At 67.1% G+C, this 26,973-nt stretch carries 23 protein-coding genes; 13 read left to right on the top strand and 10 right to left on the bottom strand.

Translation table 11 applies throughout. The features are described from left to right. Positions 1–127: 127 nt before the first annotated feature. On the top strand, positions 128–1,021 hold the full coding sequence (locus AJAP_RS16180; RefSeq protein ID WP_051972476.1) for a hypothetical protein: 894 nt from the start codon (positions 128–130) through the stop codon (positions 1,019–1,021). A gap of 23 nt (positions 1,022–1,044) precedes the next feature. Beyond that, positions 1,045–1,512 carry a hypothetical protein gene (locus tag AJAP_RS16175; protein ID WP_051972475.1) on the top strand — a complete coding sequence of 156 codons (468 nt, stop codon included), beginning with the start codon at positions 1,045–1,047 and terminating at the stop codon, positions 1,510–1,512. 72 nt (positions 1,513–1,584) lie between these two features. Here the strand turns inward: AJAP_RS16175 and AJAP_RS16170 are convergent, their stop codons facing one another. Together AJAP_RS16170 and AJAP_RS16165 are read right to left on the bottom strand one after the other, a co-directional pair. After that, positions 1,585–2,202, bottom strand: coding sequence for a hypothetical protein (locus AJAP_RS16170; RefSeq protein ID WP_038512408.1), 618 nt, complete (start codon positions 2,200–2,202; stop codon positions 1,585–1,587). A 47-nt stretch (positions 2,203–2,249) separates the two neighbouring features. After that, positions 2,250–3,197, bottom strand: coding sequence for a helix-turn-helix domain-containing protein (locus AJAP_RS16165; RefSeq protein ID WP_228694958.1), 948 nt, complete (start codon positions 3,195–3,197; stop codon positions 2,250–2,252). Between the two features lie 127 nt (positions 3,198–3,324). Between AJAP_RS16165 and AJAP_RS16160 the strand changes: the two genes are divergently transcribed. The 6 genes from AJAP_RS16160 to AJAP_RS16135 all read left to right on the top strand — a co-directional run bounded on the left by AJAP_RS16160 (position 3,325) and on the right by AJAP_RS16135 (position 7,682). Further along, positions 3,325–3,825, top strand: a complete 501-nt coding sequence (locus tag AJAP_RS16160) for a TetR/AcrR family transcriptional regulator (protein WP_038512402.1) — start codon at positions 3,325–3,327, stop codon at positions 3,823–3,825. Positions 3,826–3,838: 13 nt separating this feature from the next. Then, complete coding sequence (locus AJAP_RS16155; protein ID WP_038512399.1) at positions 3,839–4,189, top strand: hypothetical protein; 351 nt, start codon at positions 3,839–3,841, stop codon at positions 4,187–4,189. 135 nt (positions 4,190–4,324) lie between these two features. After that, entirely contained in the window at positions 4,325–4,588 is a 264-nt protein-coding gene (locus AJAP_RS16150; RefSeq protein ID WP_038512396.1) for a hypothetical protein, read from the top strand. A gap of 66 nt (positions 4,589–4,654) precedes the next feature. After that, a complete protein-coding gene (locus AJAP_RS16145; protein WP_038512393.1) occupies positions 4,655–5,731 on the top strand; it encodes an ESX-1 secretion-associated protein in 1,077 nt (358 codons plus the stop codon). Positions 5,732–5,741: 10 nt separating this feature from the next. After that, positions 5,742–6,179: a hypothetical protein gene (locus AJAP_RS16140; RefSeq protein WP_038512390.1), complete on the top strand. Its 438-nt coding sequence runs from the start codon at positions 5,742–5,744 to the stop codon at positions 6,177–6,179. Between the two features lie 105 nt (positions 6,180–6,284). Next, entirely contained in the window at positions 6,285–7,682 is a 1,398-nt protein-coding gene (locus tag AJAP_RS16135; RefSeq protein WP_038512387.1) for an FAD-dependent oxidoreductase, read from the top strand. Between the two features lie 53 nt (positions 7,683–7,735). Here AJAP_RS16135 and AJAP_RS44810 read toward each other — a convergent pair whose 3' ends face one another. Then, positions 7,736–8,536 (bottom strand): VOC family protein, encoded by an 801-nt coding sequence (locus AJAP_RS44810; RefSeq protein WP_228694957.1) that lies wholly within the window; start codon positions 8,534–8,536, stop codon positions 7,736–7,738. A 306-nt stretch (positions 8,537–8,842) separates the two neighbouring features. On the opposite strand from AJAP_RS44810, the gene AJAP_RS16125 reads away from it, so the two are divergent. Together AJAP_RS16125 and AJAP_RS16120 are read left to right on the top strand one after the other, a co-directional pair. Then, on the top strand, positions 8,843–10,825 hold the full coding sequence (locus AJAP_RS16125) for a peroxidase family protein (protein WP_084098651.1): 1,983 nt from the start codon (positions 8,843–8,845) through the stop codon (positions 10,823–10,825). A 39-nt stretch (positions 10,826–10,864) separates the two neighbouring features. Further along, positions 10,865–12,439: a 4-hydroxyphenylacetate 3-hydroxylase family protein gene (locus AJAP_RS16120; protein ID WP_038512384.1), complete on the top strand. Its 1,575-nt coding sequence runs from the start codon at positions 10,865–10,867 to the stop codon at positions 12,437–12,439. 161 nt (positions 12,440–12,600) lie between these two features. On the opposite strand, the gene cmdF is transcribed toward AJAP_RS16120, so the two are convergent. Next, entirely contained in the window at positions 12,601–14,232 is a 1,632-nt protein-coding gene (gene cmdF / locus AJAP_RS16115) for a tyrosine 2,3-aminomutase (protein WP_038512382.1), read from the bottom strand. A 51-nt stretch (positions 14,233–14,283) separates the two neighbouring features. After that, complete coding sequence (locus AJAP_RS16110; RefSeq protein ID WP_202965566.1) at positions 14,284–17,466, bottom strand: non-ribosomal peptide synthetase; 3,183 nt, start codon at positions 17,464–17,466, stop codon at positions 14,284–14,286. A 161-nt stretch (positions 17,467–17,627) separates the two neighbouring features. Here AJAP_RS16110 and AJAP_RS16105 point away from each other — a divergent pair, with 161 nt between their 5' ends. Continuing rightward, entirely contained in the window at positions 17,628–17,906 is a 279-nt protein-coding gene (locus tag AJAP_RS16105; protein ID WP_038512379.1) for a phosphopantetheine-binding protein, read from the top strand. A gap of 118 nt (positions 17,907–18,024) precedes the next feature. On the opposite strand, the gene AJAP_RS16100 is transcribed toward AJAP_RS16105, so the two are convergent. The 4 genes from AJAP_RS16100 to AJAP_RS16085 all read right to left on the bottom strand — a co-directional run bounded on the left by AJAP_RS16100 (position 18,025) and on the right by AJAP_RS16085 (position 22,598). Beyond that, positions 18,025–19,356: a hypothetical protein gene (locus AJAP_RS16100; protein ID WP_038512376.1), complete on the bottom strand. Its 1,332-nt coding sequence runs from the start codon at positions 19,354–19,356 to the stop codon at positions 18,025–18,027. Between the two features lie 27 nt (positions 19,357–19,383). Further along, positions 19,384–20,796: a nucleotide disphospho-sugar-binding domain-containing protein gene (locus AJAP_RS16095; RefSeq protein WP_038512373.1), complete on the bottom strand. Its 1,413-nt coding sequence runs from the start codon at positions 20,794–20,796 to the stop codon at positions 19,384–19,386. A 35-nt stretch (positions 20,797–20,831) separates the two neighbouring features. Continuing rightward, positions 20,832–22,007: an epoxide hydrolase family protein gene (locus tag AJAP_RS16090; protein ID WP_038512370.1), complete on the bottom strand. Its 1,176-nt coding sequence runs from the start codon at positions 22,005–22,007 to the stop codon at positions 20,832–20,834. A 114-nt stretch (positions 22,008–22,121) separates the two neighbouring features. Continuing rightward, positions 22,122–22,598, bottom strand: coding sequence for a dihydrofolate reductase family protein (locus AJAP_RS16085; protein WP_051972473.1), 477 nt, complete (start codon positions 22,596–22,598; stop codon positions 22,122–22,124). Between the two features lie 393 nt (positions 22,599–22,991). Here AJAP_RS16085 and AJAP_RS16080 point away from each other — a divergent pair, with 393 nt between their 5' ends. Together AJAP_RS16080 and AJAP_RS16075 are read left to right on the top strand one after the other, a co-directional pair. Then, entirely contained in the window at positions 22,992–24,527 is a 1,536-nt protein-coding gene (locus AJAP_RS16080) for an MFS transporter (RefSeq protein ID WP_063777809.1), read from the top strand. Positions 24,528–24,731: 204 nt separating this feature from the next. Next, the gene (locus AJAP_RS16075) at positions 24,732–25,934 is read left to right on the top strand and encodes an acyltransferase family protein (RefSeq protein ID WP_063777808.1); all 1,203 of its coding nucleotides are present in this window, start codon (positions 24,732–24,734) and stop codon (positions 25,932–25,934) included. Positions 25,935–26,182: 248 nt separating this feature from the next. Here AJAP_RS16075 and AJAP_RS42490 read toward each other — a convergent pair whose 3' ends face one another. Beyond that, entirely contained in the window at positions 26,183–26,962 is a 780-nt protein-coding gene (locus AJAP_RS42490) for a thioesterase II family protein (RefSeq protein WP_228695005.1), read from the bottom strand. Positions 26,963–26,973: the final 11 nt, after the last annotated feature.

Genomic DNA, 26,973 nt, shown 5'->3' with positions numbered 1-26,973 from the left:
TCACTTCAACCTATCGCCTTTTGCATAGGCCATTTCTTGGCCGGCCTTTGCGATCTGGTTCCGAGCCTTCTGGCGTTTATTTCACGATAGGCCGTCGGCAGTGGTATGCGGACAGGGAGGATCGAGGGTGTCTGCCAAGACGAGAATCAGGCGGCTCGCGCTGGCCGGGAGCGCGTGCCTGCTGGGCGCGTTGACGTTTTTCGTCGCTGTCGACCGCGAACCATCGACAGTTGACGAGACAGTGTCGGTACAGCCGTTGACAGCACAGGAGAAGTCCATCCTGCACCGGGCTGAACAGGTTCTGCTGCAAGCATGTATGGCCGACAGCGGATACGCCTACGTCATGGTCGAGGAAGAACCGGCCTCCTTTCTCCGACGGTTCCCCTATGTGGTCGACGACCTGTCCTGGGCGCGCGAACACGGATTCGGCAACGACGTGCGCGACGAGGTGCGGCAACGCGCGGAGAATGATCCGAACAAGCGCTACTTCGGCAGCCTGTCGGCGGCGGACAAGGCGAAGGCGCTCGCCGCGGTCAATGGTGAGCGTCCGGTGGGCTTGATCGCGACATCGCCTGCCGGGGTCGAGATGACCCGAAGCGATCGCGGTTGCACCTCCCAACTGGAGAAGAAGCTTTATGGCGAGCTCCAGACCTGGTTCCGGGCCAAGACCGTCACCGACGGGCTTCACGTGCCCCGACGGCAACTGGTGTCCGCGGACCCGGGGTTCCAAGCAGCCCTATCGGACTGGGCCCGGTGCATGGCCGACCGAGGCTATTCCTTCGCCGATCCCGCCCGGGTCCACGAGGCGTTCCGCGTCCGGGGACCGGAGGAGATCTCGGCGGCGGTCGCCGAGGCGACGTGTGCCCAGAGCACCGGTTTCGCTTCCGTAACCCGTGGCCTCGACGCCCACTACGAGGCCCTGCAAGGACAACGGTACGGGCGGGAGATAGCGGACCGCCTTCGCCTGGAACGTGCCGCACTGCCCTTGGCCCGTGCGGTGGTCGAAAGTCAATCCCGATGAATTCACCAGGAAAGGCAGGAACCATGAGGAAGGCGATCTTCGTCGCGGCGGCTGTGATCGGCATCGGCGTGGCGATGACACCGTGGGCACAGGCCGAGAACTCATCTGTCGGGCTTCGATCCGGCGAAGAGCGCGCGGTGGCCGCCGCCGACGGCCTTCTGCACGTCTGGGAGCACCCCTTCGCAGGCGGCAAGCACTGCACGTGGGTCGGCAAGTCCAACAACTGGGACGAATGTGGCATGCGGAACAAGGGCTCCGACATCTGGAACAACGGATACGCCGGCAACAACGACGACGTGTGGCTGCACTACAACACCAGCAACACGGGGGCCTACGTGTGCATCGGCAGAGGCACGTCGTGGAACAACCTCACCAGTATCAACCCGCCGCCGCCCGGCACGCAGCGGATCACCTTCTGGGCGAACACCGGCTCCGGCTCCGGCCAGCCCATCGCGGACAACGTCGCGTCGCACGAGTGGGGAAACTGCTGACGCGACGGTGATCTGAATCCACGACGTCTCCCGGCCCACCGCGGGCCGGGAGACGTCGGTCGTATTCAGAACTCAGGATGGCCCCGCCGGACAGCCGCCGCACACGCAAGGGTCTACATGAGGCCGGTCCGCGGGGCGCAGCCGTCGTGGTCGCCACGGCCGACGCCGGGGAGACAAACCACAGCTGACCAGAAAGGCGCGATCGTCGGGCTGCAGATCGGTGTAGTAGTCGACGCCGAGGTGCATGGCCAAGTCCTTCTTCAGCTGGGTTCGCAAGAGGGATACCTGGCGGACGATCGCGCAACCGCGACGGCGTTCGGCGTCGGCCGGGGACAACGCGGTGAGTTGTGCGGCCAGCACGGCCGGCTTCATCGCGCCGATCGGGCAGACGAGATTGCCGTGAACGCCTACGAACAAGTCGCGAGCCGCGGCCGAGGTGAGGATGCCGTCGCCGTCGTCGAAGTACCACTTGCCCATGTCGTCGTGGAGCTTCTTCAACTCCGCGGGCTCCAGCGGAGTAGCCCGGAAGGGGGCCGCGGACGCGGTCAGCGCCCAGAGCCGCGTATACGCCTCGACCTGACGTTCAGCGAGTTTGAGCCGGATCTGTCGCCGATAGTTGTGGGCGAACCAGAGTCCGACCAACCCCAGCAACACGGTTCCGGCCGCCTGAACCCACGTCGTGATCGCCATGTCAACTCCCGGCTCAACGGCCCCGTCGATCAGATGGACATTCCCAGCTAGGGAATCGGGCAACCCGATTCCAGGTTCGTGCCGGTCGGCGGTGTCGGGCGCAGGCTGATGAGGCTGCCGAGATAGAGGTCGGTCGCGCTACCGGGGCGCAGTAACGCTGTCGGGGTACGACCGATCAGCAGGCGGAAGTCCCGGTTGAGATGCGCCTGATCCGTGTATCCGCAGAGCGCGGCGAGCCTGGGCAGCGGGGGCGGGCAGGCGCCGGTCAGAAGCCGGATCGCCCGGTGACATCGGGCGATCCGCCCGACGACTTTCGGCGGTAGCCCGACTTCCCGGTGGAAGCGGGTGGCCAGATACTGCCGGCTCAGGCCGGCCCGTTCCGCGAGGTCGTCGACCTTGACCGCACCGCCCGATATCGTCAGGCTGCGCCAGCTGCGGTCGAGCGACTTGGGCATTTCCGGTTCATTCAGGAGCCAGCTCGACAACCGCCGGTCGAGAATCCGGAACCGGTGATTCGAATCCCGCGCCTCCTGTAGCTCCTCCCGAAGAAGGCAGGCTCGCGTGCCCAGGAGATCTTCGAATCGCACAATGGTGCGGCTGATTTCCCGCAGTGGCAGGCCGAAGAGGGCTCGTGCGCCCAGGGGGGTCAACTCGATGACGATCCCTCGCTCCCGGCCCACCCTCGTATAGGTCATCGGCGTATTCGACAGTCCCACGACCGGGGAGACCGTCGCCAGCGGCGAGCCGGAGACCTGATGCCGAACCGGCGTGTCCAGATCGATGACCACCACGACCGAGTTCAGCGCAGCCACCGTACGCGTCTCCGGCACCGGTGCGATCCGTTGGAAGGCCAGGTAGAAACTGACCCAGCGCGCCAGCCGTCGATCCGGCGACCGGGTCTTCCAGAACTCGTCGCCGGGCGACGAAGACTCCCCCACGGCCGTTCCCCCTGGTTCCGGTGATCCCATGAGCGACATCCGCAGCACGGAAAGCATGGCAGTCCCCGCGCTCGCGGTGGGACCTCCCGGCAGTGAACGAACCGAAAGGAGCAGAACCCTTCGTTCGATTTTTGAGGAACGATCGTTCTTGACTGATCGTTCCTCAAAAGTCTAAGGTCGTGACATGGGCAGGCGAAGGGCGTTCGACGAAGACGAAGTGGTGCGCGCCGCGGTGGAGTTGTTCGGTGGCCGCTCGTACGACGGGGTGTCCATCGACGACCTGGTCAACCATCTCGGCGTGCACCGCAACAGCTTGTACAAGACGTTCGGCAGCAAGCGCGGCCTCTATCTCGTCGCCCTACGCCGCCACCTCGCCGACGACGTCCGCCCCTTGGCCGAAACGCTCGCCGCGGCGACGGACGCCGCGACCGCGCTGCGGCTCGTCACGTCGGCCGACCTCGGTCTGCTGCTGCTCGCGGCGGCGGAACGGGCACCGGCCGACGAGGAGGTGGCCACCGAGGTGACCACGGCGCTGGCCACCGTGGACCAGGCGATCGCCGACGCACTCGGCATCCCCATCGACCTGGCCGCCGCCCTCACGGCCACCGCGTTGGGCCTCCGCCTGCGCGGCGACCCCGGCGGGGCGGGCGCCGCCCTGACCCGAAGACTCGATCCTCTTGACTGACAAGGAAAAAGACATGGCACTGGTCTCCATCGACGGCGACGACCTCGTCGTCGTGATCGAAGGTCTCGACAAGCTCTGGGCCTTGAAGAGCAGCCTGACCATCCCGCTGGCCAACGTCCGCGGCGCGACCGCGGACCCGGGCATCGCCGCCGACCCCAAGGGAATTCGCGCGCCCGGCGCCCACCTGCCGGGCGTGATCACAGCGGGCACGTTCCACCTCGACGGCGAAAAGGTCTTCTGGGACGTCAAGAACCCGTCGAAGGCCGTCGTGATCGAACTCGCCGACGAGCGCTACACCCGCCTCGTCCTCCAAGTCGACGACCCGCGCTCGACCGTCGCGCTGATCGAGAAAGCCCTGCGCTGAACGACGACGCTCCCCCGCGCGGCGCAGGTGACGCTGCCCTTTTCCCTGGAGCGCAAAGGCGTTGTGGCAGCCGGCGACACCTTCCACTCTGATCATGCGTCCGAGGTACGGACGTGATCGACAGGGGAGGACATCATGGGGAAGTTCGTCACCAAGGCGGCGCTCGCGGCAGGGATCGCCGTCGCCGCACTGCCTCTAGGCATGGCCTCGGCCGGTGCCGCTCCCGTCGCGGCGGAGCCGGCCCAGCAGGTCGGGACGGCCGGGATGAAGTTCTACGACGACTACTGGACGCTGAAATCGTGCAAGACGGTGGGCAACTGGGGTCTGAAGAAGGGCAAGTGGTCCGTCTACGAGTGCCAGTTCTCCGGGTGGGACTGGGACCTCTACTACGACAAGTGATCGCGACCTGGCGCCGGTACCGGCAGGGCCCGGCACCACACCTTCTGACGACACGGAGGAGGCCACATGTCGTTCAGAGTCGAAGCCGACGCGCTACGCGACTTCTCGAAGTTCCTCGAGGGCTGCCGCGAGGACGCCGAGGCCGTGAAGAAGAACATCTCCGACGACATCACGCTGAGCGCCCATGAGGAGGGCGTCCTCACGATGCTCGCGGGCTACCACTCGGCGAACACCGACGCGATGAAGGGTCGCATGAAGCTCCTGACCCATATCGCGGAGCACGCGGCGGACGAGATCGACTCGGCCGCCCAGATGTATGAGAAGACGGACAAGGACGACGCGGCGAAGCTCGACTCGACCTATCCGGGCGCGACCTACGAGAGCTTTCTCCCGCCCGCGGACGATGGGTCGAGCGCGACCTTCGAGTGGTATCCCACCAAGGGCAACCTCGACGTCGAGACGGACCCGGACGAGCTGCAGCCGAAGGCCGAGGGACTAGAGAAGTGGACCCGCGAGTTCTTCGACACCATCAGCTGGATGGCCAACATCCGCGAGTTCATCGCGTGGGCGTGCAAGAAGCTCGGGGTGTTCGACGGTGACCCGCTCGACTGGATCGTCCAGTGGTTCATGGGCGAGTGGCAGGCTTGGGCGACGTGCGCGCTCGAATGGGAGCTCTGCAAGGCGACCGCCCACGGTATGTCCGACAACTTCGAGTTGTTCGGTCTGCCCAAGCTGACACAGGTGTGGGAGGGCAAGGCCGCCGATGCCGCCTACGAATACTTCGACAACCTGAAAGACTCGATCGAAACCGAGTCCGAGGCCTTCGACAAGCTCTACGAGCAGTACAAGCTGGTGACGGAGCTCGCCTACGAGACACAGGTCGCCATCAACGACGCCGTGAACGGCCTGATCGACGCCGCCTTCGAAGCGGTGGCGATGATCGCCGGTGGCGGCTGGGTCATGGCGGTCTGGGACATCGTCGGCATCATCGGAACGATCGTCACCTCCGTCATGAACTACATCCAGGCCGCGGAGACGGCGATCCGGTTCGCCTCGTCGGATCCGGTGCCGGACACGACACTCAAGGAGCTTCCCGGCAAGGGGAAGTACCACGACTACGACCACCCCAGCGAAAAGATCTGAGGAGGCCACGATGTCGGACGAACGCCACCGGATTCCACCACTGAACCTGGACCTGAGCAGGCTCGGCGAGGTCCGAGAGTTCGCGCTACGGACGGCGGCCAAGGGGCAGGACCCGGTGCTGGCCGAGATGGCCAAGGAGATACGGGCGGGCAAGATGACGCTGCGCGAGGCCGGGACCGGCACCGCGTACCGGGAGGCGTTCGCGGCGGCGACGGAGAAGGCGCTGCGAACGGTCCGTGAGGTCGACGACGGGGACGCCAAGGCCGACGTCGAGGGGAAGTCCCTCGACGAGCTGGTGGACCGCTTCGCTCGGCGGAACGCGGAGTTGGATGCCGAGGAGGCGGTGCCCCAGCGTCCGCAGGCCGCCGAGCCGGAAGACGACGCGGACACGTACTTCGACAACGACTCGTTCATGGTGGACCAGCCCCGGCGTGACCGGCGCTGGTAATGCTCACCGGGTCTCGCAGGGCAACCATGAAGTAGTCAGACACTCTCGGCGGGGCGCATGATCGGACGAAATTCGATCCATCCGCGCGATGAGGAGTGATGCCCGATGGGTGACTACGCGGGACAGCGGGCGGTCGTCCTCGGGGGCAGTATCGCCGGTGTGCTGGCCGCTCGTGTGCTCGCCGAGAGATACCGCGAAGTTCTCGTGGTGGATCGGGACACCGTGGTCGGTGTGCACGAAGCGAGGCGAGGCACTCCGCACACCCAGCACGCCCACAGTCTGCACGGACGCGGGCAGCTCGTCCTCGAGGAGCTGTTCCCCGGCCTCACCGAGGAACTGTCGGCCGCGGGCGTGCCGGTCGGGGACCTCGGCGAGATGCGCTGGTACTTCAACGGCCGCAAACTGGCGCCCGCGCGTACCGGACTGACCTCGGTCACCGCGCCACGGCCGTTTCTGGAGGGATCCGTCCGTGCACGGGTGGCCGCGCTGCCCACCGTGACCTTCATGGAGGGCCACGACATCGTCGGATTGCTGACCTCGCCGGGCAAAGACCGCGTCACCGGCGTGAAGGTCCAGAACCGGGCGCTCGGATCCGACGAGCGGGAGCTGACGGCGGACCTGGTCGTCGACGCCACCGGACGTGGCTCGCGGACACCGGCCTGGCTGGACCGGCTCGGCTACCGGCGCCCGGAGGAGGACCGGGTGTCGGTCGGGCTCGCCTACACCTCACGCACCTTCCGCACCCGCCCGGAATGGTTCGAGGGAGTGCAGTCGATCAACCCGGTCGCCTCGCCCGCGCATCCGCGCGGGGCCTTCTTCGGCCAGGTCGGCCGCGACGTCTGCATTCTGTCCCTCACCGGGCTGCTCGGCGACCATCCGCCCACGGACCCGGAGGGATACCTGGAGTTCGCCCGCTCGCTCCCCATTCCGGAGATCTACGAGGCCGTCGTCGACGGCGAAGCACTCACCGATCCGGTCACCTTCCGGTTCCCCGCCAGCGTCCGGCGCCGCTACGAACGCCTGACCCGCTTCCCCGCCGGACTGCTGCTGCTCGGCGACTCCGTGTGCAGTTTCAACCCCGTCTACGGGCAGGGTATGAGCGTGGCCGCACTGGAGGCGATCACGCTGCGGGATCACCTCCAGTGCGATGGCGGTGCCATCGACCCCGCCGCCTATCTACGTGACATCGCACGCATCGTGGACGTCCCGTGGGAGATCTCCGCCGGCGGTGACCTCGACTTCCCTGGCGTGGAAGGAAAACGCACGCCCAAGGTACGGGTCGGGAACTCCTTCATCGCACGTGTGCAGTACGCCGCCACCAAGAATCCGGAAGTCACCGATGCCTACCTGCGCATCGCGGGCCTGATGGACCCGCCGACCGCGTTGATGCGCCCCGGCATGGTCGCCAAGGTGTTGCGGCATGCCGTCCGGCGGCCCGCACCCGGGCCCGCGGTCCACGCCGCACCTGTCGAGCGGCGGGACGGAACGCGACGCGCCGCGTGAAGCAGAAGGCCTCTTTCCCCCGTCGCCAGGGGAAAGAGGCCTTCGCCACGACATCAGGCCGGCGCGTCACCGAGACGGGCGAAGTAGGCCTCGTTCAGCTGGATCACCTGGACGTAGTTTCCGTCCGGGTCTTCGAAAGTGCTGAAATGACCGTCCGGACGCTCCTCCAGATCGCTCACCACCGGCGCTCCCTCGGCCCGCAGCCGCTCCACGATCGTCTTCGCGTCGTCGGTGTCGACGGTGAGCAACACCCGGCCCGGTTCGGCGGTGCGGGCGGCGACGTCGTCACGGCCGTCCACGAGCAGGCCGACACTACCCAGCCGAAGCCAGCCTTCAACGGGCTCGACCTCGAACACGCGCTCGTAGAACCCGCGTAGCCGTTCGGGATCGGCGGAGCCGAGCAACACGCTGGTGCCGCGCAGTTCGGGCCCCACCTCGTCCGGCTCCGGAGCCTGCACGGGCTGGCCGAGCGAGATCATGTTGCCCTCGCAATCACGAAAGAACGCCCCGCGTTCGCCGCTGCCCCGGCTCGGATAGTTGCTGTCGATGTCGACGATCCCGTTCACCGTGCGGAATCCCGGAAAGTCATATTCTTCGAAGACGACTCCGCGGGTGCGCAATTCCGCCACTTCGGCCTCGATGTCGTCGACCTCGAACGCCAGCTGGGTGAACGAACCGTCGGAGGCACCGCGAGAGGCGAACAGGCAGAAAACCGTCGGTCCACAGCGATAACGCAACCCGCCGGGTCGTTCGTCGACGGGTTCCAGACCGAGCTTCTCCGCGTACCAGCGTCGGGCCCGATCGAGATCCTTTGCCGGCAACCGCGTTTCCAGGACCGCGTCCGTCAAAGCCATTCGAGCTCCTCTTCCGTGTCGTCTTCTTCGGGGAAATGCGGGTGAACTCCATCATTACCACTCAGGAGACGCATTCTCACCTCCGGCCGTGCGAGCACGATACGAGAGGGTGACGTCTGGGAACGGTGCCAGACTGGGGAACCGGATCGGTTCGGATCGGACGCCAGTTCAGGACTCCGACCGGCTGTTGGGTACTCGACGGCACCGGCCTCATCGGCCTGGGAGGAAACTATGTGTGCAATCTCGCGCAGGCGCTTTCTGGTCACGGGAACCGCCGCGGGGGCGACGGCGGCGTTCACGTTGGGCATGCGTCCGCTCGACGGTGTCGCCAACGCCGAGGACGCCGGTGACGTCGTCCTCGGCAAGTGGGAAACGCGCAGCCTGAGCGGCGTCGGGAACAACCAGCTCCACCCGGACTGGGGGCTGGCGGGAACCGTCTACCCCCGGGTGGCTCCGGCGAACTATTCCGACGGCCGTGGCGAGCAGGTCTTCGGGCCCAATCCCCGGTACGTGAGCAACCGGGTCTTCAACGACACCGGAGTCCATCTGTACTCGGAGCGGAACGTCAGCGCCTGGGCCTTCGTGTGGGGGCAGTTCCTCGACCACACCTTCGCCATGCGCCTCGGCAGGCGGCAGACGGGGGAACCGGGCGAAACCGCCAATATCCCGGTCGATGCCAACGACCCGATCGACAAGTACCCCAACAATCTGGGTGTCCTCTTCTTCGAACGGTCGATCCCCGCCGCCGGCACCGGTGAGACCAACCCCCGTGAGCAGATCAACCAGATCAGCTCGTACATCGACGCCTCGGCCGTGTACGGAACCTCCGCCAGTCGTTTGAACTGGTTGCGTGAAGGGCCCGCCGACGGGAATCCCGAGCACGAAGGCGCGCGGCTGCTGATGCCGGGCAACCACCTTCCCCGGAAGCGCAGCCGCGGCAACGTCGACACCGCTCCGACGATGGTGCAGGGTTCGCAGCCCGACCCGGGCGCCCCCGTGGTCACGGGAGACCAGCGTTCCAACGAGAATCCGATGCTGAACGCGGTTCAGACCCTGTTCGCCCGCGAGCACAACCGGATCGTGGCCCTCCTGCCGAAATCGATGTCGGAGCAGGACCGGTTCCAGATCGCCAGGGCCGTCGTCATCGCGGAGCAGCAGTACATCACCTACAACGAATTCCTGCCCTCGATGGGCGTCAAGCTTCCTCGCTACGCGGGCTACAACCCCGGCGTCGACACCGGCATCTCCAACGAGTTCGCCACGGTCGGCTACCGGGCGCACAGCCTGATCCGCAACGACATCCACATCGAAACCGACGCCGGTCGCTACAGCAAGGCCACCATCGAGGAGCTGCGCGCGCTGGGGCTCACGGTGAACGTCGCACACGGCAAGGCCCACATGGTCCTTCCGCTGGCCGAAAAGACGATGTTCAACCCTGATCTCGTCGAGAAGGTCCAGCTCGGACCGCTGCTGCACGGAATCGGCTTGAAGCCCCACGTCAAGAACGACGAACTGATCGGCGACATGCTGCGCAGCTTCGTCTTCGAACTCGAACCGGGCGTCCACGGCGTGAACGACCTCGCCGCGGTCGACATCCAGCGTGGCCGCGACCACGGCATCCCGACCTACAACCAGCTCCGCGTGGCGTACGGCCTGCCCGTGAAGAAGTCGTTCCGGTCGATCACCGGTGAGCACACCGAGGAGTTCAGGTCCACCGGCCTCACCCCCGGCGACGAGATCAACGACCCGCGCAGCCTCGAATACACGGCCCTGTACGACATCCACGGCAAGCGCACGACCGTCGAAGCAGACAACGCCACCAAGGGTGTGCGGCGCAGCACGCTGGCGGCCCGGCTCAAGGCGATCTACGGCAGCGTGGACAAAGTGGACGCCTTCGTCGGCATGGTCGCGGAACGGCACCTGCCCGGCTCGCAGTTCGGCGAACTGCAGCTGGCCATCTGGCGCAAGCAGTACGCGGCACTGCGCGACGGCGACCGGTTCTTCTACGCCAACTATTCCCTGCTGGACCATGTCAAGCGCGCCTACGGTATCGACTACCGGAAGTCGCTCGGCGACCTCATCGCGCTGAACACGGGCATGCCGCGGGAGAGCCTCGCCCCGAACGTCTTCTTCGCCCAGGGGACGCAACACTCTTTCACGGCGCCTTCGGATGCCGACGCGGCGGACGCCGTCTCGCCCGCCGTGCTCGGCGGAGCGGCGGCCGGAGGATCGGCGGTGGCGGCCTCGAAGAACGCCAAGCCCTGGCACTGCGGCCGCGCGGAAGTCTGACGCTCGCCCAGCTCCGACAACCATGCGGGAAGGCCATCGATGACCGCGCTTCACGAGCCCGATCCCCACGCCGTTCCCCGGCGGACGCGCCCCTTCACCGGCGACGAATACATCGAAAGTCTCCGTGACGGCAGGGAAATCCATATCTACGGCGAGCGGGTCAAGGACGTCACCACTCATCCTGCGTTCCTGAATCCCATCCGGATGACGGCGCGTCTCTACGACTCGCTGCACGATCCGGAGCAGCAAGGCGTGCTCACGGCGCCGACCGACACCGGAAGCGACGGTTACACCCACCGGTTCTTCACCACTCCGCACACCGTCGAGGATCTGGTCGCCGATCAGCGCGCCATCGCGGCGTGGGCTCGCCTGAGCTACGGCTGGATGGGCCGCAGCCCCGACTACAAGGCCGCGTTCCTCGGCACGCTCGGGGCGAACGCCGAGTACTACGGTCCGTTCGCGGACAACGCCCGGCGCTGGTACAAGGAATCCCAGGAGAAGGTGCTGTACTGGAACCACGCGATCGTGCACCCTCCGGTGGATCGTTCCCGCCCACCGGACGAGGTGGCCGACGTCTTCATCCATGTGGAGAAGGAGACCGACGGGGGGCTCATCGTCAGCGGCGCCAAGGTCGTCGCGACCGCTTCCGCGTTGACGCACTACAACTTCATCGCCCATTACGGACTGCCGGTGCGAAAGAAGGAATTCGCCCTCGTGGCGACCGTGCCGATGGACGCGCCGGGAATGAAGCTGATCTGCCGTCCGTCCTATGCGGCGACGGCCGCGGTCATGGGCAGCCCGTTCGACTATCCGCTCTCCTCCCGGCTCGACGAGAACGACACCATCCTCATCCTGGACAAGGTGTTCATCCCCTGGGAGAACGTGTTCATCTACGGTGACCTCGGAAAGGTCCAGATGTTCGCCGGCCAGTCCGGGTTCACCGAGCGCTTCACCTTCCACGGCGCCACCCGGCTCGCGGTGAAGCTGGAGTTCCTGATCGGTCTGCTGGCCAAGGCGGTCGAGATGACCGGCAGCGGTGACTTCCGGGGCGTGCAGGCACGGCTCGGTGAGGTGGTCGGCTGGCGCAACCTCTTCTGGGCGTTGTCCGACGCCGCGGCACGCAACCCGGTGAAATGGAAGAACGGCGCACTGCTGCCCAATCCGCAGTACGGGATGGCCTACCGGTGGTTCATGCAGATCGGCTACCCGAGGATCCGGGAGATCGCGCTGCAGGACATCGCCAGTGGGCTGATCTACGTGAATTCCAGCGCCGACGATTTCCACAACCCCGAGCTGCGGCCGTATCTGGACAAATACGTCCGCGGGTCGAACGGCATCGACTCGGTCGAACGGGTCAAGCTGATGAAACTCCTCTGGGACGCGGTCGGCACCGAATTCGGCGGCAGGCACGAACTGTACGAGCGCAACTACGCCGGAAATCACGAGAACACCCGCCTCGAACTGTTGAACGGACAGATCGCCGGTGGGCAGATCGACGACTACAAGGCGTTCGTGGACCAGTGCCTCGACGAGTACGACCTGGACGGCTGGCGGGTGCCCGACCTCGAGAACTTCGACCACCTGCGGAAGGGCCGGAAGGCCATGTTCGACTGAGGTGCACCCTGGCGGGGGTCGTGAGTGGCAATGACGGTTAGAACCGTCATTGCCACTCACGACCCCTTCGCACTTCCCCGATACCGGCAATACCCGACACAGCACGGGCGACAGACGAAAGTGGGGACCGGCAGCCGCCGGTCCCCACTTTCGTTGCCTCGTCAGCGCAACTCGATGCCCGCTTCCTCGACGGCGCGGACGACCTCGCCACCGGCCAGCATCTCGGCCACGGCTTCGATGTCGTCCGACATGTAGCGGTCACGGTCCAGGGTGGGGATCCGCGAGCGCACCTTGTCGTACACGGCCTTCGAAGCCGGGCTCAGCCCTTCGTACCGGCCGGAGATGTCGACCGCCTGCACGGCGGCCAGCAACTCCACCGCGAGGATCTTCTCGTTGTTCTCGAGGACCCTGCGCGCGTTGCGCGCGGCGATGAGGCCCATGCTGACGACGTCCTGGTTGTCCCCATTGGACGGAACGCTCTGCGTGCTGGCGGGGCCGATCGTCCGGTTCTCCGCGATCAGCGCGGTCGCCGGGTACTGCGCTCCGGCGAAGCCGCTGTTGAGCCCCGGGTCGCCCGCGACGAGGAACTCCGGCAGCCCGTAGGAAAGGTGGCGGTTCAGCAGCCGGTTGGTCTGCCGCTCCGAGAGCACCCCGAGCTGGGTCAGCGCGATCGTCACGAAGTCCATGGCGAACGCGATCGGCTGGCCGTGGAAGTTCGCCCCGTGGAAGATCTCCTTGCCCTCGAAGAACAACGGGTTGTCGGTGGCCGAGTTGATCTCGATGTCGAGCTTGTTCTGCGCGTGGTAGAGCGTGTCCCTGACCGAGCCGACGAGCTGCGGGATCGCGCGCAGGGAATAGGCCTTCTGCAGGTAGACCTTCGTGCGCTGCACACCCTCTTCGTGCAGTTTGCCGTCGCCGCCGCTCTTGTCGCCGCCGTCCGCGACTTCGCGTCGCAGATCCGAATGCTCGACGGTCAGCAGGCTGCCCTGCATCAGCGCTCGCATGTTGGCCGCGGTGTCGATCTGGCCCTGATGCGGACGCGCCACGTCGTGGCCTTCCGGCAGGAACGGGCTGGTCGAACCGCGCAGGGTCTCGATCATCAGTGCCGAGACGATCTCCGCGTGCTTCACCTGGGTCATCGCCCGGTCGACGACGAGCGCACCGAGGCCGGTCATCCCCGAGGTGCCATTGATCAGCGCCAGGCCTTCCTTGAAGCGCAGTTCCAGCGGCTCGATGTTCAGGCTGCGGAGCACCTCACCGGTCGGCACTTTCTTCCCGTCGCGCAGGACGTATCCCTCGCCGATGAGCGTGATCGCGATGGCCGAAAGCGTCGCCAGGTCACCGCTCGCGCCGAGCGACCCGATCTCCGGGATGGCGGGCGTGATGCCGAGGTTGAGGTACAGGGCGAGCCGTTCGAGCACCTCCGGCCGCACCGCCGAATACCCCTTGGCGAGCGCGTTCAGGCGGGCGGCGACGATGGCCCTCGCCTCGTGTTCGGCGAACAGCGGACCGACGCCGGCGCTGTGGCTGCGCACCAGGTTGGTCTGCAGCTCCACCTCCTTCTCGGTGGCGACCAGCATGTAGATCATCTCGCCGTAACCGGTGGTGACCCCGTAGATGGGGATCTCCTGGCGGACGATCTCCTCGAACCTCGCCCGGCTTTCCTTCGCGCGCTCCAGCACGGACGGCGGCACCCAGCAGGACGCCCCTTGCTCGGCCACCGCACGGAGATCCGCGATGCTCAGGCCTTCGCCGTCGAAGGCGACCGCATGCTCTGTCTCAGTCCGAGTCACAATTTCTCCTCCGGGTCGTTCGGTGACAACCGTGTCGGCTGCCCACATCGGTCATGCCGCCGCGTCCTCGCGCGTTCCCGCGGCTTCGATCAAGGCAGCCATGCCTGCCAACGTGCTGTGTGCGAAGAACTCCGCGACGGGGACGTCGACGCCGAACCGTGCACGGACGTGGTCGCCGAGTGCGGGGATCAGCACGGAATCACCGCCCGCGGTGAAGAACCCCTCCAGCGCGGTGGCCGGATGTACGCCCAGGGCCGCCCAGATCGCGGCCAGCTCCTGTTCCGTGCCCGGACGTGGTGGCCGGGCGGCCAAGGACCGTGCGCGCGGCTTCGGGAGGCGGCGGCGATCCACCTTGCCGCCGGCGGTGCGGGGCAACGGCGCGCTCACCGGTTCGAACGAGATGAGGCGTACCGCGTCGCCGAACCTGCGCCGCAGGTGACCTCGCCACGTTTCGGTGTCGGCGCGGCCCGGCGAGGCTTTCCGGGCTCTGACGTAGGTGATCAGCCGGATCACCAGCCCGCGCTCGTCGGACACCGAGACCACCGCGCACTCCGCCACCGAGTCGTGCTCGGCGAGCGCCGCCTCGACCTCGGCGAGCTCGAGCCGATTGCCCTGGAGTTTGACCTGCAGGTCACGGCGACCGCGGAATTCCAGCAGCCCGTCCCACCGCAACCGGGCGAGATCACCCGTGCGGTAGCAGCGGACGTCCGTTCCGAGACCGCGCACCGGCCGGAACGCCTCACCGTTGCCGCCGCCGACATAGCCCCGCGTGACATACGGGCTCCGGATGACGATCTCGCCGGTGACCCCGGCCGGGCAAGGACGATCGTCGTCGCCGAGCAGTAGCACCTGGCGACCCGGGATCGGCTCGCCGATCGGCACCACGCCGTCCACGGGCGAGGAGATCTCGTGCCAGGTGGCCGCGATCGTCTCGGTCGGGCCGTACATGTTCACCAGGCGGACGGACGGCAAGGCGGCGCGCAGAGCGTTCGCCAGCTCCCTCGGGAGCGCTTCGCCCATCAGCACCAGGCATTTCAGGGCGCCCAGCCGCTCGCCCGCGCCCCGGTCCTCGATCTCCTTCAGCAGCTCGCTCGCGAAACTGGGGACGGTCTGGAGGAACGTGATCCGTTCCGAGACGAGCCAGTCGAGGAGCTTGCCGGGATGGACCCGGATCTTCTGGGGCACCGGATACAACGTCCCGCCGGCGGCCAGCGTCGCGAACACCTCACAGAGGCTCGGATCGTGTTCCGGGGCCACCCATTGCGCCACCCGTGCGCCGGGCCCCGTTTCGCAGGTCCCGGCCAGCCAATGGACAAACTGCGCGAAGGCGAGGTGAGTCTGCGGGATCCCTTTCGGGGTGCCGGTCGACCCGGAGGTGTAGGCGATGTACGCGGTCTCCTGCGGCGCCACCGGTTCCCCGGCCTGCCGAACCGGTCCCCCGCGGACCACGCCACCGATGTCGACGATGCGGCCGCCCAGTTCGTCGCGATACCAGCGGGCCAGGTCGTCCTCGTCCTGGTCCCACTCCCCCAGCAGACACGCCGGCGGCGTCGCGCTCAGCACGGCCCGGCCGCGCTCCCCCAGCTCACCGGTGCCCAGCCAGATCAGATGCGCGCCGGCACGGAGGGCTCCCAGCGAGGCGGCGACCTGGCGGGCTCCCGGTGTCATCCGGACGGCCACGGCCGCTCCGGCCACGTCGAAGGCCTGGAGATGATCCGCGACCATCGTCACCTCGCGCTCCAGGGCGCCGTAGGTGAGAACGCCGCCGCTCCAGACGACGGCGGCGCTGTCGGGTGCCAGTGCGGCGTGACGGCGTACCGATTCCTGAACCGGTTCGTCGATGACGACGGCGTCGTCGATCCGGTCCGTCGCACGGGCCGTCGCCGCTCCCCGGTAGGCCGTGTCCAACGGCAGCTCGTCCAGCGGGACGTCGGGTGCCGCGAGCGCGGCACCGAGCAGGACGCGCAGCTGGGCGAGCACCATCGAGGCCTGCTCCATACCGAACAGGTCGTCGCGGAAAGCCAGGGTCCCGGCGACCGAGGGCGCCACCTGGTCCACGGTCAGGGTCAGATCGGTGCCGACCGTGCCGGTCCCGAGCACGCGAGGCCGGACCTCGAGCCCGGACAGTTCGAGTGCGGCCTCCGGCTCCCTGAGGACGAACATGGCGTCGCAGAACGGGATCCGGCGTGGATCGCGGTCGGCCTCGAGCGCACGGACCAGGTGCCGGAACCCCGGCATCCGATGGTCGGACGCCTCTTGCGCCACCCGTGCCACGCGCCTCGTCAGCTCCCGGAAGGACGGTGCGCCGGCGAAATCCGCTTGGTGCACGACCAGGTTCTCGAAGGGCCCGAGAGCGCCGGCGAACTCCCCCGGACGCGTGGACAACGGGACACCCACGGCGACCCTGTCCTCGCCGCCGTAGCGGTGGAGCAGGGACTGGAACGCCGCGAGCAGGACGACGAACGGGGTCACCCGCTCGGATCGGCTGAATTCGGCGAGCCCACGCCCGACCTCAGAGCCCCAGTCGAACGGCAACCTGTCGCCGCTCATGACCGGTCGCACCGATCTGGCCCGGTCCGTCGGCAGCACCGGCGAGGCGGGCGCCGGCGTCATCGACGAGGTCCACCACTCCAGCAGGCGGCCGAACTCCGGTGTCTCCTCCTGAGCGCGCTCCCATCGCGCGTAATCGGCGTACTGCGCGACGGGCCCAGAAGCACCGCAGGCCCGCGTGTAGTTCTCGGACAGCTCCTCGACGAGGATCGAGACCGAGTGCTCGTCGGCGACCGCCCGGTGCAGGACGAGGACGACGTCGAATCGCCGCGGAGCCTCCTGGATCACGGTGAGCCTGGCGAGCGGCCCGTCCTCGAGGGTGAGCGACTCCGAAACGAGTCCGGCACGGTAAGAGTCGAGTTCCGGCGCGGAAAGATGGCTCAATTCGGCGAAGGCGAACGATTCCGCGGGATCGGCCGTGATCCGCTGCACCGGCCGTCCGCCGGTTCCGACGATCGTCGTCCGCAGGGTCTCGTGCCGGGCCACGACCGCTCGCCAGGCGGCCCTGAGGTCGTCGACGCGCAAAGGACCCGTCACCTCGTACCGGCGACAGATACGGTACGCCGCGGTATTCGGCACCAGCTTCTCCAGTAACCAGAGCCCTTCTTGCGCGCGGGAAGCCACGACTTCCCCAGCACGAAATCGCGGGGTGCCGCCCACGTTCGCGTCCTTTTCCTTCGCCACGGAGGAATCGTCACACGGGCCGCCGCACGAACGCTTCTCGTCCATTGCCGTGCCCCGAAAGGCGCCGGCACCGCACGTCCAAGGCCGCAAGCGGAAGGATGCCGCCCTTTCCGCACCCACGGACAATGGACGACGAATCATTTCCGAAAGGAGTGCGGAGAATGACAGATCGCGACCCGCGCGAGCGAACATCGACGGCGATCGAAAACCATGTCGAGAAGATTTGGAAAGATGTTCTCGGGATGCCGGACGGGCGCCACGAACTCACATTCTTCGATCTGCAGGGCCAGTCCATCTCGGCCGTGCGGATCGTCGCCAGGATCGAGGACGAGCTCGGCGTCACGGTGGATGTCGGCCTGCTGTTCGAGGACCCCGATCTCACCGGCTTCGCCTCGTCGGTCGTGGCGGTGGCGCTGCGTGAGGAACCCGGCGCGGCCTAGTACCGCGTTGTCACCGAAGAAGAACTGAAGCAGCACAGACGAAAACCGCAAAGCTTGAGGGCCTGGGCCGGACTCGACATCCCGTCGAATCCGGCCCAGGCCCTTTTCGCGCACCCGGTCAGGGGCGCGAGCGAAGCACCCGCCAGATCACGCCGGGGCGCAGCAGCGCGTCCTGATCGACGAGACCCGCCGAACGCATCAGGGCCTCGGTGACCTTGGGGTCGGTGAGGGCGGCCTGCTGAACCCGCTTCATGTACCAGTGCAGGAAGCGGACCTTCCGGGTGCGGCGGCCTTCCATCCGCGGGTGGACGAGGTTCATTGCCTCCGTCATCTCCCACGCCGGGTCGATGATGCGACCGACCTGGGCCATGAACTCGCGGGGCTGCGGCGGCACCCCGCTGCGTACCTGATCGCGGAGGGCCAGCGCCTCGATCGCCGCGAGGGACTGCGCTTGAGCGAACACCGGGCTCGGCGTGCAGACGGCGTCGCCCATCACGAGCAGACCTTCGGGCAGTCGCGCCATGCGTTCGTAGCGACGCCGGAGGGTCGTCGGGAACCGGAAGAGCACCGGGTCCGTCAGCGGCTCGGCCTCGACGATCGACTCGTAGATCTCCGGTGCGACCAACGACTTGACGAAGAGGGTGAAGCCTTCCGGATCGGTGGGCGGGTGATCGCCGAGAATCCCGTACGTGGTCAGCTCGACCTTGCCACCGTCGGTCTTCGTGAAGATCGCGCCGCGGGGAAGCGCCGGGTTCGCCACGCAGATGATCGAGTGGTCGGAACCGAAGGGATCCGACCGCATCCGGTACTGCCGCGTGGCGTAGCCGACGCCGACCTTGGTCCCTTCCTCCTCCACCCGCGGATAGCCGAGGGCCTCGAGCCAGACGGGAGTACGCGAGCCGCGGCCGGTGGCATCGATCACCAGGTCGGCCTCGACCACCACTTCCTCGCCACCGTCGTCGCGCGACTGCACCCGTGCACCGGTCACGCGGGAGCGATCCGGTGTGGTGGCCAGGCCGGTGATGTCGTAGCCCTCCATGAAGGTCACGTTGCCGAGCGCCTTGACCCGTTCACGAAGGTGGTACTCCAGCACCGGACGGGTCGAGCCCACGTTGGTGAGGCCGGCCCGGATCTGGCGCAGCGGCTTGTCGCCGAAGTACCAGCGGACCGTGCCCGACAGGTCGGTCATCGGACAGCCCGCGGCGATCATCTCGGCGGTGATGTCCGGGAACAACTCCTCCATGTTGCGCGCGCCCTGGACCAGGAGGCCGTTGATGTGGCGAGCCTGAGGAGCGCCACGCCGTGCCTCACGGACGCCGACGATCTGATCACGATCGACGACGATCACTTCTCGATAGCTTTCGGCGAGCGCACCGGCGGCGAACATCCCGGTCACACTGCCACCCAGAATCACGACGCGATCGCCGGTCTGAGATCTCTTGCCAGACATATCTCTCCTTCCCGTTCGGGGCAACCGCTACCGAGTGGCTTTCCGGTTCTCCGCGGTGAGTTTTTCGAGTACGGGGACGACCTCGGCCGGAAGCGGCATGGCCTTCCACTCCTCGTGCACGACCCGCGCACCGTCCTGATAGGACTTCTCGGTCAGCACGGCGGAGATCTGCTTCCGCAGGTCCTCCACCGTGAACGCCCGGTGGTTCAACCGGATACCGGCGCCGCGGTCGATGACGTAGTTGGAGCACGGCGTCGCTTCCATCTTCTTCGCCGGCATGATCCACGGAGTCGGCTTGCGCGCGTCCGACACGTCCTGGACACCGTGTTCCTTCTCGGTGCGGAAGGTGCCGGTCTCCGGCGCGTCCTCCTCCTCCGCGATGCGCAGGAGAATGGACTCCTCCGTGTCGCAGACGAGCTGCGGGATGCCGACGGCCGCCGCGGCCGCGTAGGTTCCTCCGCCGCCATGGTGGATCAACGCCGAGCAGGACGACATCACGTTCGACAGCGGCAGCCAGTCGACGGCCCGGACGTTGGCGGGGACGGGCGCCCCGTCGAGCTGGACGTCGTTCAGGGTGGCGACCACCTCGACGTCCAAACCGGACAGAGCCTCCAGCAGGATGGGGGTGCGGTCCCAGTCCCCCTTGATGAATCGCCTGGTCGACTCGCCGAGGCAGTACGCGATCCGGGGCCGCTCCGCCGGCTCGTGCAGCCACTTCGGGAAGGCGTCGGAGCCGTTGAACGGAACCCAACGCATCGGAACCTTCTTCAACGACGTGGGCAGGCCCATGCCTTCGGGGTAGATGTCGATCGTCCATTGCCCGACCAGAAGCTCGTCGTCGACCTCGACGCCGTACCGCTCCGCCACCGGGCGGACGAGTGTCGCGAGTGGATTGTCGTCCAGTCCGGCGGCGATGAGCTCCTCACGGTGCGCCGCGAGCTGCTCGAGCCCCCAGCCGAAGTTGTCCCGGCCCGGTGGCATCCTGGCGCTGGCGGCTCCGCACACCCGCGCGGCCACCGCACCCGCGGGCTGGGTGAAGTCCCAGATCACCAGATCCGGCCGCCAGGAACGGGCGAACTCGATGAGATCGTCGGTCTCCGGGCGGTCGGCCCGCAGGGAATTGCCGACCGGTACGAGCAGCTGCTGGTAGAAGACGTGCCACTGGTCGCGGAGTTCGAAGTCGGTGATGCCGAGGATGTCGGCGTAACGCTCCGATTCGTCCGGGTGCCGGGGTTCCGGCGCACCAGGGGCCAGGTGAGGCGAAAGCGTGGTGCCCTCCGCGAGCGCGACCGGGGTCAGCCCCGTGGCACTGATGGTGTCGCAGAAACCCTCCCACGACGCCAGCCGTACTTCGTGTCCCGCGTTCCGCAGCGCCGACGCGATCGGAACTATCGGGAACAGATGCGCGCGCGATGGATCAACGGGGATCAGGACTCGCATAGAGGTTCTCTCCCTCGGGTTAACTGATTCGGCGATCACAACGAATGGAAGAAGGTGCGCACCTCGTCGACGTAGAGGTCCGGGACCTCCATGGCCGGGAAGTGACCCCCGCGGTCGAACTCGTGCCAGTGCACGATCGTCTCGATGTCCCGGTCGGCCAGCCGCCTGATGGGCAGGAAGCAGTCGTTCGGGAACACGGCGACACCGACCGGCACGGTGAGGGGCAGCTCGCGGTGCCCTTCGAGCATGCCCGCCGACTGGGCGGACATCTGCTGCTTCTGCTGATCGAGGACCTCGTAGTACAGGTGCCCGGACGAACCGGCCGTACCGGTGAGCCAATAGATCATCACGTTGGTCAGCAGCGCGTCACGATCCAGCACGTCTTCGGGAACACCGTCCGGCGTGGTCCATTCCTTGAACCGCTCGACGATCCAGGCGAGCTGGCCCACCGGGGAATCGTTGAGTGCGTACGCGGGAGTCTGCGGCCTGGTCGACAGCAGCTTCAAATAGCCGGAGTCCTCGGTGTCGAACCGCGCCAGCCGCCCCAGCCGGGCCTGGTCCTGTTCGCTGAGGTCCGCCAGTTCCGCCGGGTCGCCGGACGGGAACACCGCCAGCATGTTGGAATGCACACCGATGACGTGCTCCGGATCGACGCGTCCCAGTTCCAGCGAGATGACCGATCCGAAGTCTCCGCCCTGTGCGCCGTAGCGCTCGTAGCCGAGCCGGCGCATCAATTCGGCCCATGCCTTGGCGATCCTGGCCACGGTCCAGCCTGCTTCGGGGAGCGGGCCGGAGAACCCGAATCCCGGAATCGCCGGGATGACGAGATGGAACGCCTCATCCGGGCCGCCGCCGTGCGCGACGGGGTCGGTGAGCGGTCCGATCACGTCGAGGAACTCGACGAACGAACCCGGCCAGCCATGGGTGACGATGAGCGGTGTGGCGTTCGGCTCCGGCGAGCGCACGTGCACGAAATGCACGTTCGCCCCGTCGATTTCGGTGACGTACTGGGGAATGGCGTTGAGCCTCGCCTCCACCGCGCGCCAGTCGTAGCCGGTACGCCAGTAGTCCGCCAGCTTTTCCAGGTATTCACGCGGAACACCGCGCTCCCAACCGATACCCGGCACGTCCGGCGACCACCGGGTCGCGGCGATCCGCTGCCGCAGATCCTCTAGCTGGCTTTCGGGAACATCAAGCTGAAATGGTCGCATCAGTCACCTTCCGACACCGCGCCTTCTTTCGATGAGGGCCGGATACCGTATTCTCACCGTTCTTCACCACGGCCGACGTCTCGCATTCTGCGGAGCCGGCCCATCCGCCCGCTGTCACGCGGCGCTCGCACTGCGGTACGAAACGTGGGTCACGCCGGTTCCCTCGACGCCACGCGGTCCCTCGACCCGCACCGGACCGTAGGCCGTCTCGTCGACGCGGATTCCCTTCCCCAGCACCACGGGGACCACGATGACCCGGAGGTCGTCGACCAGCCCCGCGTTGACCGCCTGCCAGGTGAGGTTCGCCCCGGCCAGGCCGACCACCATCGAGCCCGCGAGCATCTTCGCCCGCGCCACCGCGCTTTTGACCCCGCCGTCGGTGACGAAGGTGACCGAGCCGTCGTCGTACCGGTCCCCCGTCGGCACCGAATGCGTCACCACGAAAACAGGGATGCGCGCCGAACGCACCGCGGTCCAGTCGGCGGCGTCGAACGTCCGCCTGCCCACCACGATGGCGCCGCCGCCTCCGCACCATTCGAGAACCTGATCCGGCCCGGTCGCGCGATCGACGAGAAAACCGTCCTGAGACATGGAAATCTCCGCGATAACCGTAGTCATGCGCTCTCCTCGCCCTTCCTTCGACAGCCACTGCGTTCGAGAGTCACATGGCGACGCACCACGGAACGCCTCCGCGATTGCCTCGCATCGCCAAGGTCCGCACTTTCGGAGATGGGCGCATCCGCCCGCTACGGGACTGTGGGGGTCCGTACACACGCATCGCCGTGTTCGGCAACCCGCGCACCCCAACGAAGCACAACATGAGATGCGCCGGGTGCTCGACCACCGCGACCCTAGGTATATCGATCGGTCACAGCGCTATGAAATACCCAAAGGAGAGGACTCAGGTACATGACCACAGCCGACGTTTCTGCCAAGGCCGGGTGGCGTGAGTGGCTAGGGCTGTTGGTCCTATGTCTGCCCACCATGCTGACGACCGTGGACATCTCCGCGGTCTTCCTGTCCCTGCCGCACATCAGCGCCGATCTCGGCTCGGGTGCCACCGAGCAGCTCTGGATCGTCGACATCTACGGCTTCCTCATCGCCGGCTTCCTCGTCACCATGGGAACCCTGGGTGACAAGATCGGCAGGCGGAAGGTCCTGATGATCGGCGCGGTGGTGTTCATCATCGCCTCGATCCTGGCCGCGTACTCGACGTCGACCGGAATGCTGATCGTCTCGCGCGCGCTGCTCGGCATCGCGGGCGCGACCGTCGCGCCCACCGTGCTCGCGTTGCTGCAGAGCATGTTCAAGGACCCCAAGCAGATGGCGACCGCCATGGCCGCCTGGGGTACCGCCATCATGCTCGGTGTCATTCTCGGCCCGGTGATCGGCGGGCTCCTGCTGGGCGCGTTCTGGTGGGGCTCCATCTTCCTGATGGCCGTTCCGGTGATGCTGCTGCTGCTGATCGCCGGACCGATCCTGGTTCCGGAGTCCCGCAACCCCGAGGCGGGCAAGCTGGACCTGTTCAGCGTGGCCCTGTCCCTTCTGGCGATCCTGCCGCTCATCTTCGGTCTCAAGGAGATGGCGAGGGGCGGTGTGGCGGCGTTCCCGATCATCGCGGTGGTGGTCGGCGCCGTCAGCCTCGTGGTGTTCATCCGGCGTCAGCGTGCGCTGGCGAACCCGTTGCTGGACCTGAGCCTGTTCTCCAACCGCACGGTGTCCGCGGCCTTGATCATCGCGACGGTGCTGGCGTTCGTCATGGGCGGTATCGACCTCATGGCTTCGCTGCACCTGCAGCTGGTCGAAGGGCTCTCGCCGGTGCAGATCGGGGTCTGGCTGCTCATCCCGTCCTTCGGCATGGTCGTCGTCGGCAACATCGGCAACGTCATCGCCCAGAAGGTCAAGCCCGGCTACGTGCTCGCCGTCGGTTGCCTGCTCGCCGCGGTCGGCATGGTGGTGCTCACCCAGGTCAGCCCCACCGCCGGCGTCTCGACGGTGCTGATCGGCATCACGATCATCTACCTGGGTGGCAGCCCGGCGGGCATGATCACCCCGTACCTGATCATGTCGTCCACGCCGCCGGAGAAGGCGGGCTCGGCCGGATCGCTGCAGTCGACCGGTGGCGAGTTCGGCGTGGCGCTGGGTGTCGCGGTCGCGGGGCTCATGGGCACGGCCGTCTACCGCGGCGCGTTCGAGACCCCGGCCGGTACACCGGCCGACGTCGCGGGCCCGGCTTCGGAGAGCATCGCGGGAGCGTTCGCCACGGCCGGGCAGATCCCCGGCGAAGCGGGCGCCAACGTGGTCGCCTCCGCCAAGGAGGCGTTCAGCAGCGGAGTGAGCGTCGTCGCGGCCATCATGGCGGCCCTCATGGTCGGGATCGCCGTGCTCGCGGCCACCAGGCTGAGGCACGTCGAGCCCACCGGAAGCGCGCAAGCCGCCGAGGGCGAGGAAGGCGCTGACGGTGCGGAGAAGAGCATCGACAGCGCTCCCGAGTCGCCCGAAGTCGCCGAGAAGGTCTGACCGACCCACACAGGCGGCATCTTCGACCGGCCGCCCGCGGACAAGGAACCACATTCTTGTCCGCGGGCGGCCGGTTTTCTTGTTCCCGTGCATCGGGAACTGCGCTTTCCGGAAGACGCGAACGGACTTCGCACCCTGCGATCGTAAGGGCCTGAGGACGGGAGGAAGTCGTGTTCCCCGAATTCCGGCGAAAGGACGGTCACTATGGCGACCAAAGATGAAATCAGGACAACGAGACTACCGGCTGGAAAAGCGAGGACAAGGCTTCCTTCACTGACCGCTCTGCGGATCATCCCCGCGGTACTGGTGTTCATCAGCCACGGCATGGTCCACCCGCTCTTCACCGACAACGCCATCAACGAGTCGTACCTGTACATCACCCGCAACATGGGCGTCATCGCGCTCTCGTTGTTCTTCATCCTGAGCGGGTTCATCCTGACGTGGTCGTCCGAACCCACCGACACCGCGCGGTTGTTCTGGCGGCGGCGGTTCTTCCGCATCTTCCCGAACCACCTCGTGGTCTGCGCGATCATCCTCGTCATGATGGTCCTGGCGGGCCGGGAGATCATGGGGACCGAAGTCCTCGTGAGCCTCCCGCTCCTGCAGTCGTGGCTGCCGGATCCGAACTTCCTCCTCTACTCGGCGAACGGCCCCACCTGGTCGCTGTCGGTCGAAATGCTGTTCTACGCGGCATTCCCGCTCTTGTTCTTCCTGGTCAAGAAGATCCGCGGGAACCGGCTGTGGCTGTGGGCGGGCATCATGGCCGTGGGCGCCCTGCTCATGCCGGTGATCGCTCGCGTGTTCCTGCCGGACGAGCCGATGAGCTTCTTCTCCGACGGCGGGGTTTCCTGGCCGCAGCAGTGGTTCTCGTTCTACTTCCCGCCGGCGAGGATGTTCGAGTTCGGGGCGGGCATGATCATGGCCCGTATCCTGCAGACGGGACGCTGGCCGTCGATCCGGCCGATCGTGCCCCTGCTCATGCTGGTCGTGGTCTTCCTCGCGACCCTGCCCTTCGACATGATCGCGGGCTTCCAGGCGGTGGCGCTCATCCCCGTGTCGCTGCTGATCACCTCGATGGCCGCGTCCGACCTCGCGGGCAAGGAGAACTTCTTCAACCGCAAGACGATGGTCTGGCTCGGGGATCTGTCCTATCCGTTCTTCCTCGTCCACGTCACCGTGTTCTTCTCCCTGCACGCCGCGTTCAGCGGTCAATGGGGCGTCGGCGGCATGTACGAGGCCAAGCAGTTCGGCACACTGGGCGGAATCGCGGTCCTCGTCGGCGGCTTCCTGCTCTGCCTGTTCGTGTCCTGGCTGCTGTTCGTGCTCGTCGAACGCCCGATCATGCGCCGGTGGTCCCGGCCTCGGTGCAAGACGGCGGAGCCGCCGCTGTCGTCGGTGCGGTCCTGAGGAACGTTCAATCGAATGCCCCGGCCGATTCCGGCCGGGGCATTCCCCTTGGGTGGACCACACTCGCGTGGCTGGAGACGGGACTCGCGTGATTGGAGACGGGACTCGCGTGACTCGAGGCGGATCTCGCGTGATTGGGGGCGGAACGTGTCCAATCACGCGAGTCACGTGTCTGAGCACGCGAATCACGTGTTGGCGCTACCCGCCGCGGTGACGAACGAGGGCCGGGGGTGGGGCGAAGGGAGCCTTCACCCCACCGCTCGACGGCCTCCGGGGCTCGACCCCAGCACGTCGGCCAGGTCGGTCATCACCGCCGCGGTGAGGTCCCCGACGTGCTCCTGCAGGAAGAAATGGCCGCCGCGGAACAGCCTCGGACCGAGGACCGGCTCGCCGTGTTCCTTCCAGTCCGACAGCGTTTCCGCGGGGGTGACCGGATCGTCGTCCCCACCGAACACCGACACCGGAACCGGCAACGGGGCTTCTTCGCGGTAGACGTAGCTTCGGCACAGCCGGAAGTCGGCTCGCATCACCGGCAGCACCAAGGCGCGGACGTCCGGGTCGTCGAGCAGATCCGTCGCCGGGCCGGCCAGCCCGGCCGCTTTCGCGCAGAAGGCGTCATCGTCGTCGTCGGGATCCGGCATCGTGACGTGCGGTACCCCGTGAACGGGCCAGGACGCGGCCGCGAGCAGCGCGGGCAACGCCGCACCTTCCGCCTGCAGGATCCTGGTGGCCCGGTACGCCAGCATCGCTCCCATGCTGTGGCCGAACAACGCGTACGGCCCTTCCTCGGCCGACAGCCACTCCGCGACGGCCTGCGCGGCGGTCTCGCAGTCTTCGAACGCGGGCTCGCGGTGCCTGGCCTGCCTGCCGGGCAGCCGGACGGCCCTGAGTTCGACCCAGTCCGGGACGAAGGGCATCCATGGCCGGTACGTCGACGCTCCCCCGCCGGCGCACGGAAGGCAGTACAGCCGCACCCGGGCATCGGGCCTCGCCTCGAATGCCTGATACCACAAAGGACCCCGCGCCATCATCAGTGTTC

The organism is Amycolatopsis japonica (assembly GCF_000732925.1).
Classification (GTDB): domain Bacteria; phylum Actinomycetota; class Actinomycetes; order Mycobacteriales; family Pseudonocardiaceae; genus Amycolatopsis; species Amycolatopsis japonica.
Note: the sequence above shows the minus strand (reverse complement) of the source record. Positions and strands in the feature narration are given on the sequence as shown.